The 9,966-nt window shown below is 50.2% G+C and carries 1 protein-coding gene; it reads right to left on the reverse strand.

What is annotated here, in order from left to right:
* Nucleotides 1-79 precede the first annotated feature (79 nt).
* Nucleotides 80-9,964: a BspA family leucine-rich repeat surface protein gene (locus AC23N5_RS15630; RefSeq protein ID WP_487756307.1), complete on the reverse strand. Its 9,885-nt coding sequence runs from the start codon at nt 9,962-9,964 to the stop codon at nt 80-82.
* Nucleotides 9,965-9,966 lie beyond the last annotated feature (2 nt).

Consider the following 9,966-nt stretch of genomic DNA (forward strand, 5'->3'; position numbering starts at 1 on the left):
AATGTAATTCGTTGATTTTAAACGGACAACAATTAACAGATAACGGTTAACTTGTGCTTTAGCACTTAATTTACACGTATTATTTCTTAATGACTTTCAAAACCTCCTGTTTGTCATTTGTAATGACTCGTAATAAATACAAACCTTCAGGAAGCATTTCAACGTTCATTTCTTCATAATGCGCATTTGTTTCAGGGCTAAAAGTCCGATGCAACACCTGACGACCTGCAACATCCAGCAACGTAGTTTGCACCACTTGCCCTTTGCTGTCTTGGACTTTAAGGCGGAGGATATTGGTGACGGGGTTGGGGAGAACCGTGGCGAAAAGCCCGTTATCCGACCCTTGCCCCTTTGCCCCTTGCCATTTACCATTTGCCCCTTCGCTATCCGCTGTCCTCGCTGCTCCTACCCCTACCCCATCTCGTGACTGGATACGGAACCAGTATTCTTGGTAGGCCAGCACGTTGCCTTGCGGTTGACGCGTTGCGGGGTAAATACTGCCCCAGCCCTTCATGTCCCAATAACGAATACTCAATTTGTACAACCCTTTGGGCAAACCTGCATCGTATGAATTTCCACCCGCACCGTTGTCTTGATAGAATCCGTAGGCAGGGTGGTTTTGACCGTACAGCTCCGTCCAACCTTCGCGGTTGGCGTACATGAAGTACGGTGCGTTGTTCTCGTGCGTGTTGAACGAACGAATTACGCCCATTTCGGGTGTTGCCAACATGTCAAAGGTCAATGAGCCGTCAGTACTTAATCCGCACGCTTCTACGTTGATAGTCCAGTAGCGTGGAGCCATTTTGTTGACGTTTTCGACGTAATACAAGGTCGGATTCACTTGCGTACTTTGATCCAATTCGGGGCCACCGTCGCGGGTGATGAATTGGCTTGTCCACAACGACTTATCATTCGCAGGTTTCACTGCTGACTTAGATTCACCAATGTTAATCAACGTCACCACAAACGCATTCCAATAAATATCTTTACGAACACTTTCTGAGCTTTGGCAACCACCTTCAAAGAGGCAATTCGCCCAATACGTTTGCTTCGTTACGTTGCTAAACGCAACCTCAAAACTTGGCGCTGTAACACCCGTGTTCCAAAATGTCTGACTTCCTGCGGGGCAGTTGGCTGATATTCTCACCGTTGTACCTGTGCAAACTATCTCTTGCGAGGCAGTAATCACGGGAGCTACTTGCGTTGGCGTCAAGGTAAACGTCACGACGTTGCTCTTTTCACTCACGCAACCATTTTCCGTCTGACAACGAGCGTAATACGACGTCGTTTGACTTGGTACGGTTGAAGGAAGACTTGGCAAAGCCACGTTCGTCGTCGCATTGTACCAAATCGTGCGCAAGCTGCCACAAGTTGATTGGCCACTGAAACTTGCCGTTGGGTTACAACTGCTTGTTGATGAGAGTGACACCGTCGGTGCTGCTGGTATGACCACTAATTTTAACCGCATTACGCCAGATTCTGATTCCACACACGAAGGCGTTCCGTCCGATTTGCGGCAGCGTACACGGTAGTTGTGGAATTGGTTATCCACCAAGCCTACAGGTACGCCCGCGCTGTATTCACCACCATCAACGGAATAAAGTATCACTTCACCAGCAGCACAATTGGCATTAAAAGTTAGCGTAGTAGTCGCTAGGCTACACACTTCTTTGATTTCCCCTACGGCAACCGTCACGCCGTCCACCAATAGCGACACATTCTGCGGAACGGAGGCACGATTATTAATCGTCAATTCTATCACGCCCGAATAAGTCGAAGCACAATTGGCATCGCAAGCCGCTTGGTAGCGGTGGGGTTGGTTATTGGAAGACTGGGAAACTGGTGGATTGGTTGACCATCCGCTCCATGCACCACTGCCTACTTGTACACGCCAAACGGGAGTACCCACTACACACAAACCCGTAACGTTAAACTGTAAGCCGTTCACAGGATTCGCATCCGTATCACAAAGAACGGGATTGTTGCCCTCGTTCAAGGTTTGTTGTAAAGCTAAAAGTGTAATCGTTGGTTTACTTTGAACAGCTACGACTGCAGTCGCCGTAACCTCCGAGCAACCGCCAGACGCGGGAATTGTGTACGTCACCGTGTAGGTTCCTGCCGTTGAAGTGCTTGGATTAATTGTACCTGTATTGGCATCGATACTCAAACCTGACGTTGAACTGAACGTTCCGCCGCTGCCCGTTAAGGTCACCAACGCAGATGTCACACTTTTGCAATAAGGCGTTCCGCCGTAGCTGATAGTGGCACTTGGAGCATCGGTAATGACCACATTCGTCGTCGCCGTAACCGCTGAGCAGCCGCCAGACGCAGCTATTGTATAGGTCACCGTGTAGGTTCCTGCTGTCGAAGTACTTGGATTAATCGTTCCCGTAGTGGCATCGATACTCAAACCTGACGTTGAACTAAACGTTCCGCCGCTACCCGTTAAGGTCACCACCGCAGATGTCACACTTTTGCAGTAAGGTGTGCCGCCGTAGCTGATGGTTGCACTTGGAACCTCAGTAATGACCACATTCGTCGTCGCCGTAACCGCCGAACAACCACCCGACGCGGGAATTGTGTACGTTACCGTGTAAGTCCCTGCCGTTGAAGTGCTTGGGTTAATCGTCCCTGTATTGGCATCAATACTCAAACCTGACGTTGAACTAAACGTTCCACCGCTACCCGTTAAGGTCACTACCGCGGATGTCACACTTTTGCAGTAAGGTGTTCCACCGTAGCTGATGGTTGCACTCGGGCTTGTTGTGATCGTCACACTCGTAGTCGCCGTAACCTCCGAGCAGCCGCCCGACGCGGGAATTGTGTACGTTACCGTGTAGGTTCCTGCCGTTGAAGTGCTTGGATTAATCGTTCCCGTAGTGGCGTCGATACTCAAACCTGACGTTGAACTGAATGTCCCACCGCTGCCCGTTAATGTCACTGCCGCGGATGTCACACTTTTGCAATACGGCGTTCCGCCGTAGCTTATTATTGCACTCGGGCTTGTTGTGATCGTCACACTCGCTGTCGCATTCACCGCCGAGCAGCCGCCCGACGCGGGAATTGTGTACGTTACCGTGTAGGTTCCTGCGGTCGAAGTGCTTGGATTAATCGTCCCCGTAGTGGCATCGATACTCAAACCTGACGTTGAACTATACGTGCCACCGATGCTACCCATTAATGTCACCAACGCAGATGTCACACTTTTGCAGTAGGGCGTTCCGCCGTAGCTTATTGTTGCACTCGGGCTTGTTGTAATCGTCACACTCGCTGTCGTTATCACCGCTGAGCAGCCGCCCGACGCAGCTATTGTATAGGTTACCGTGTAGGTTCCTGCGGTCGAAGTGCTTGGATTAATCGTTCCTGTATTGGCATCGATACTTAAACCTGATGTAGAACTAAACGTTCCGCCGCTGCCCGTTAAGGTCACTACCGCCGATGTCACACTTTTGCAGTAAGGCGTTCCACCGTAGCTTATTGTTGCACTTGGGGCATCGGTAATGACCACATTCGTCGTCGCATTCACCGCCGAGCAGCCGCCCGACGCGGGAATTGTGTACGTTACCGTGTAGGTTCCTGCCGTTGAAGTGCTTGGATTAATCGTTCCCGTAGTAGCATCGATACTCAAACCTGACGTCGAACTAAACGTTCCACCGATGCTACCCATTAATGTCACCAACGCAGATGTCACACTTTTGCAGTAGGGCGTTCCGCCGTAGCCGATTGTTGCACTCGGGCTTGTTGTAATCGTCACACTCGCTGTCGCCGTAACCTCCGAGCAGCCGCCCGACGCGGGAATTGTGTACGTTACCGTGTAGGTTCCTGCCGTTGAAGTGCTTGGATTAATCGTTCCCGTAGTGGCGTCGATACTCAAACCTGACGTTGAACTGAATGTCCCACCGCTGCCCGTTAAGGTCACTACCGCAGATGTCACACTTTTGCAGTAAGGCGTTCCGCCGTAGCTTATTATCGCACTAGGGCTTGTTGTGATCGTCACACTCGCCGTCGCCGTAACCTCCGAGCAACCGCCCGACGCGGGAATTGTGTACGTTACCGTGTATGTCCCTGCCGTTGAAGTGCTTGGATTAATTGTTCCCGTAGTAGCATCGATACTCAAACCTGACGTCGAACTGAACGTTCCACCGCTGCCCGTTAAGGTCACTGCCGCCGATGTCACACTTTTGCAGTAGGGCGTTCCGCCGTAGCTGATGGTGGCACTTGGAGCATCGGTAATGACCACATTCGTCGTCGCATTCACCGCCGAGCAGCCGCCCGACGCGGGAATTGTGTACGTTACCGTGTAGGTTCCTGCGGTCGAAGTGCTTGGATTAATTGTCCCTGTAGTAGCATCGATACTCAAACCTGACGTCGAACTAAACGTTCCGCCGCTGCCCGTTAAGGTCACTGCCCCCGATGTCAGACTTTTGCAATAAGGCGTTCCGCCGTAGCTGATAGTGGCACTTGGAGCATCGGTAATGACCACATTCGTCGTCGCATTCACCGCCGAGCAGCCGCCCGACGCGGGAATTGTGTACGTTACCGTGTAGGTTCCTGCCGTTGAAGTGCTTGGATTAATCGTTCCCGTAGTGGCATCGATACTCAAACCTGACGTCGAACTAAACGTTCCGCCGCTGCCCGTTAAGGTCACTGCCGCGGATGTCACACTTTTGCAGTAAGGTGTTCCACCGTAGCTTATTGTGGCACTTGGAGCATCGGTAATGACCACACTCGCTGTCGCCGTAACCTCCGAGCAACCGCCAGACGCGGGAATTGTGTACGTTACCGTGTAGGTTCCTGCCGTTGAAGTACTTGGATTAATTGTTCCCGTATTAGCATCAATACTCAAACCTGACGTTGAACTAAACGTTCCGCCGCTGCCCGTTAAGGTCACTACCGCAGATGTCACACTTTTGCAGTAAGGCGTTCCGCCGTAGCTTATTGTTGCACTTGGAGCATCGGTAATGACCACATTCGTCGTCGCATTCACCGCCGAGCAACCGCCAGACGCGGGAATTGTGTACGTTACCGTGTAGGTCCCTGCGGTCGAAGTGCTTGGATTAATCGTGCCCGTATTCGCGTCGATACTCAAACCTGACGTTGAACTGAATGTTCCGCCGCTGCCCGTTAAGGTCACTGCCGCGGATGTCACACTTTTGCAGTAAGGTGTTCCACCGTAGCTTATTGTGGCACTTGGAGCATCGGTAATGACCACACTCGCTGTCGCCGTAACCGCCGAGCAACCGCCCGACGCGGGAATTGTATAGGTCACCGTGTAAGTTCCTGCCGTTGAAGTACTTGGATTAATTGTTCCCGTATTAGCATCAATACTCAAACCTGACGTCGAACTGAATGTTCCACCGCTACCCGTTAAGGTCACCAACGCAGATGTCACACTTTTGCAATAAGGCGTTCCGCCGTAGCTGATGGTTGCACTTGGAGCTTCGGTAATGACCACATTCGTCGTCGCATTCACCGCCGAGCAACCGCCCGACGCGGGAATTGTGTACGTCACCGTGTAGGTTCCTGCGGTCGAAGTGCTTGGATTAATCGTTCCCGTAGTGGCGTCAATACTCAAACCTGACGTTGAACTGAATGTTCCGCCGCTGCCCGTTAAGGTCACTGCCCCCGATGTCAGACTTTTGCAATAAGGCGTTCCGCCGTAGCTGATGGTTGCACTTGGAGCTTCGGTAATGACCACATTCGTCGTCGCATTCACCTCCGAGCAACCGCCCGACGCGGGAATTGTGTACGTTACCGTGTAGGTTCCTGCTGTTGAAGCACTTGGATTAATTGTTCCCGTATTAGCATCAATACTCAAACCTGACGTCGAACTGAATGTTCCACCGCTGCCCGTTAAGGTCACTGCCCCCGATGTCAGACTTTTGCAATAAGGCGTTCCGCCGTAGCTGATGGTTGCACTTGGAGCTTCGGTAATGACCACATTCGTCGTCGCATTCACCGCCGAGCAGCCGCCCGACGCGAGAATTGTGTACGTCACCGTGTAAGTTCCTGCTGTCGAAGTGCTTGGATTAATCGTTCCCGTAGTGGCATCGATACTCAAACCTGACGTTGAACTAAACGTTCCACCGCCACTACCCATTAATGTCACCAACGCAGATGTCACACTTTTGCAGTAGGGCGTTCCGCCGTAGCTTATTGTTGCACTCGGGCTTGTTGTAATCGTCACACTCGCAGTCGCCGTAACCTCCGAGCAACCGCCCGACGCGAGAATTGTGTACGTCACCGTGTAAGTTCCTGCCGTTGAAGTGCTTGGATTAATCGTCCCTGTAGTGGCATCGATACTCAAACCTGACGTTGAACTGAATGTTCCACCGCTGCCCGTTAAGGTCACTACCGCAGATGTCACACTTTTACAATAAGGTGTTCCGCCATAACTTATTATTGCACTTGGGCTTGTTGTAATCGTCGCAGTCGCCGTAACCTCCGAGCAACCGCCCGACGCGAAAATTGTGTACGTCACCGTGTAGGTTCCTGCCGTTGAAGTGCTTGGATTAATCGTTCCCGTAGTAGCGTCAATACTCAAACCTGACGTTGAACTGAACGTTCCGCCGCCACTACCCATTAATGTCACCAACGCAGATGTCACACTTTTGCAGTAGGGCGTTCCGCCGTAGCCGATTGTTGCACTCGGGCTTGTTGTAATCGTCACACTCGCAGTCGCCGTAACCGCTGAGCAGCCGCCAGATGCGGGAATTGTGTACGTTACCGTGTAGGTTCCTGCCGTTGAAGTGCTTGGATTAATCGTTCCCGTAGTGGCATCGATACTCAAGCCCAACGTTGAGCTATACGTGCCACCGCTCGTACCCGTTAATGTCACTACCGCCGATGTCACACTTTTGCAGTAAGGTGTTCCACCGTAGCTTATTATCGCACTCGGAGGTGGGTTTACCGTTACACTACCCGTTATTATATTTGACGTGCAACCTGAGCTTGAACTGCTCACGGTCAACGTGTAGTTTATTAAACTCCCCGACGCTGGCTCACTCAGATTCACCACAATAGGCGTGGCAGGCAACGGTGCATTACTCACCGTAGTGATGCCTGCCCCCGAAATCGAATACGTTGTCGGGGTGCCCGAAGTGGCTGAGTAGGGTAATGTGAATGAGGTAGCTCCAATGCAAATAGCGGGACTTGCACTGGTGGTAATCGTTGGCGGTGCGCTCAGCGTCTGACTCACTGAAGCCACGTACGAACAACTATTGGCCGCATCGTTTACCGAAAAATAATTGACATACGTCCCTGGAAAACTGCGCGTGCTGCTGAAGGTGTTGGACGCTGATTGATACGTCCCCGATGGCGTTGTTAAAGATGCTTCTTGATACCAAGCTGTGCCTATACCCAACGTATTGCTACTCCCAATTTGCAGCGCTGGACTACAGCCCGAAAAAGGTGCAGCAATTATTCCATTATTGACTACATTGGGTATTGGATTCCCAATGGGATACTCAATGATACCATTGTTAACCAAACCTGCGCTTCCATTGGTATGTGACGCTGACGTAGTAACTTTAAAATAACCCGAGTTAGTAAAAGTATTGGAATTGCTAATAGGAGCAGTAACAACTAGCGTAGCACAAGCTGAGTTAGTCAAATTTCCTTGATTGTTAATTCCTGTAAAGGGGGTCCCTGCATTGGTATTAATGGTTATTTTAGCATTATTGGTTATAGTGCCATTACTATAAATACTACTTGACGTAGAACGATCGATACTCAATTCTCCACCCGCGTTATTATTGAAGGCTCCGCTGTTAGTAATCCCAAAAAGACCGATACTACCAGTAGCCCCCAGTGTAATTTTGGAGGAATTGTTGAATGTGCCAATAGAGACACTGATGGCGTTTTGGGTAGTTCCGTCAATGATAATTTCCCCTCCACTGTTATTTGAAAAGGCAAGATTAGTTGATGGATTGAAATCAATACCCCGACTTCCCACAGCCCCGTTGGCGCCCAAGATGATTTTACCACTGTTGGTAAAATTACCAGAACTACTCAGCGCGGTTGATGTGGTTTGGCTAATGTTGATTTCTCCGCCCGATTGGTTGGTAAATGTACCCGCACTGGCTAATCCTAGCGAACCCGCAGGTGCGCTTGCGCCGATGAGGATTTTGCCCGAATTGTTAACAGAATTCAGAACCACATTATAAAACCCAACCCGCGAGAAGCGATCAATACGAATTTCCCCTGTATTGGTAAAAGTACCGTAGTTGAGTACCGCATCGTCGCCAACGCTGGACAAATTACCAAGAACAAGCAAGCCGTTGTTGACCAATGTGCCACCACGCACTATCAAAGCCAAAGTGAAAGGAGCGGAATCGATTTTTGAACCATTTATGGTCAGACTTCCCGACGCATTTATCGTTAGCCTACTAGCACTTGAGGCTACCTCCACCGTCTTGGCAACGGCCGCCGTCCCTGCCATAATCACAGGTTTGTTGGTCGTATTGGGAATCATCACGTCGTCGCTGGTGGTAGGAACGGAGCCATCTTGCCAGTTGCCCGCCGTCGCCCAATCGGTTGAAACGCAGCCCGTCCAAGTGTCGGTTGTAGTCGAGGCCGTAAAGGGCGAAGTAAGAATTACTGGATTACTTCCGTAAGTAGCTTCGCAGCTAGTCAAGGCTTGAAAACGGGCTTTTAAGCGATAATTACCCGCTGCTAGGTTGCTAAATGTCGCACTACTTTGCCACGTATTGCCATTATCAATGCTATATTCGAGCGAACCACTCGGGGTAGCATTGACCACAATCGTTCCCGTAGGCGTGCTACAGCTTGGCTGCGTGACGGTGGGGGTAGTAAAGGTAATGGCTGGAAGAATGGTCACGTTTGCCGTAGTACTCACCGCCGAACAGCCACCCGACGCGGGGACGCTGTAAGTTACCACATAATCACCTGCGGTAGAAGCACTTGGATTAATCGCTCCCGTAGTGGCATCAATACTCAAGCCCAACGTTGAGCTATACGTGCCACCGCTCGTACCCGTTAATGTGACTGCTCCTGTGGTTAATGTTTTGCAAAATGGCGTGCCTGGGTAACTGATGCTTGCCGATGGAGGAGTAGGGGCAGCATCAATGATCACATTGCTTGTGGCGGCTGAAATACAGCCTGCCGCGCTGGTTACTGTAAAATTATAAGTTCCTGTTCCTAAGCCCGATATAATTCCAGAATATCCTGAGCCAGTAATCTCTCCTGGATTGATCGTCCAAGCCTCCGATGGTAAGTTATTCAAGCGCACCGATCCTGTCGTGACCGAGCAAGTAGGTTGTGTGATTGTCCCTACGAATGGTTTGGTTGGAACCGCATTTTCATCGCCCCAAATTTGCCAGCCTTTTGTTGAAATTAAACTAGCCCTATTCCCTTCCGCATCGCAGTATTTTAGCCCAACAGCATACATATTTCGCCCCGTTACACCACCCGCATTAAACCCTCTTAGTGTGGCATCGTAGTTGGTGGCATTCATCCCGCAGTTGTCTAAAAAGTAATTCAAATCCACGTTGGGATTGAGCATTGTCCCCCACGTTTCTAAACTTTGATTGAAGGAGGTAGCGCCTGAAAACATAAAGCGCATATCGGTCACTGCTAGGGTATTGAAGGCGTTGGGGAAGGCTTTGTTATAGGCGCTACAATTATAAAACATGGAATTCATATTCGTTACAGATGACGTGTTAAAGGTCTCAGGAAGCACTTGGTTGAATGACGAACAACCCGAGAACATACCCCGCATATTGGTCACCGACGACGTGTTGAAGGAACTTGGTAAAGCCTTGTTATAGGTACTACAATCGTAAAATAAAAAACCCATGTCCGTTACAGATGACGTGTTAAAGGTCTCAGGAAGTACTTGGTTGAATGACGAACAACCCGAGAACATACTTCGCATACTGATTACTGCTGAGGTATTGAAGCTAGTTGGCAATGCTTTGTTGTAGGTACTACAACCGTAAAACATAC

It is taken from the genome of Runella sp. R5_40 (assembly GCF_057652295.1).

What these genes read in the sequence shown, in the direction of transcription:
- AC23N5_RS15630 (WP_487756307.1), bottom strand. Translation starts at nt 9,964, where the DNA reads ATGTTTTACGGTTGTAGTACCTACAACAAAGCATTGCCAACTAGCTTC.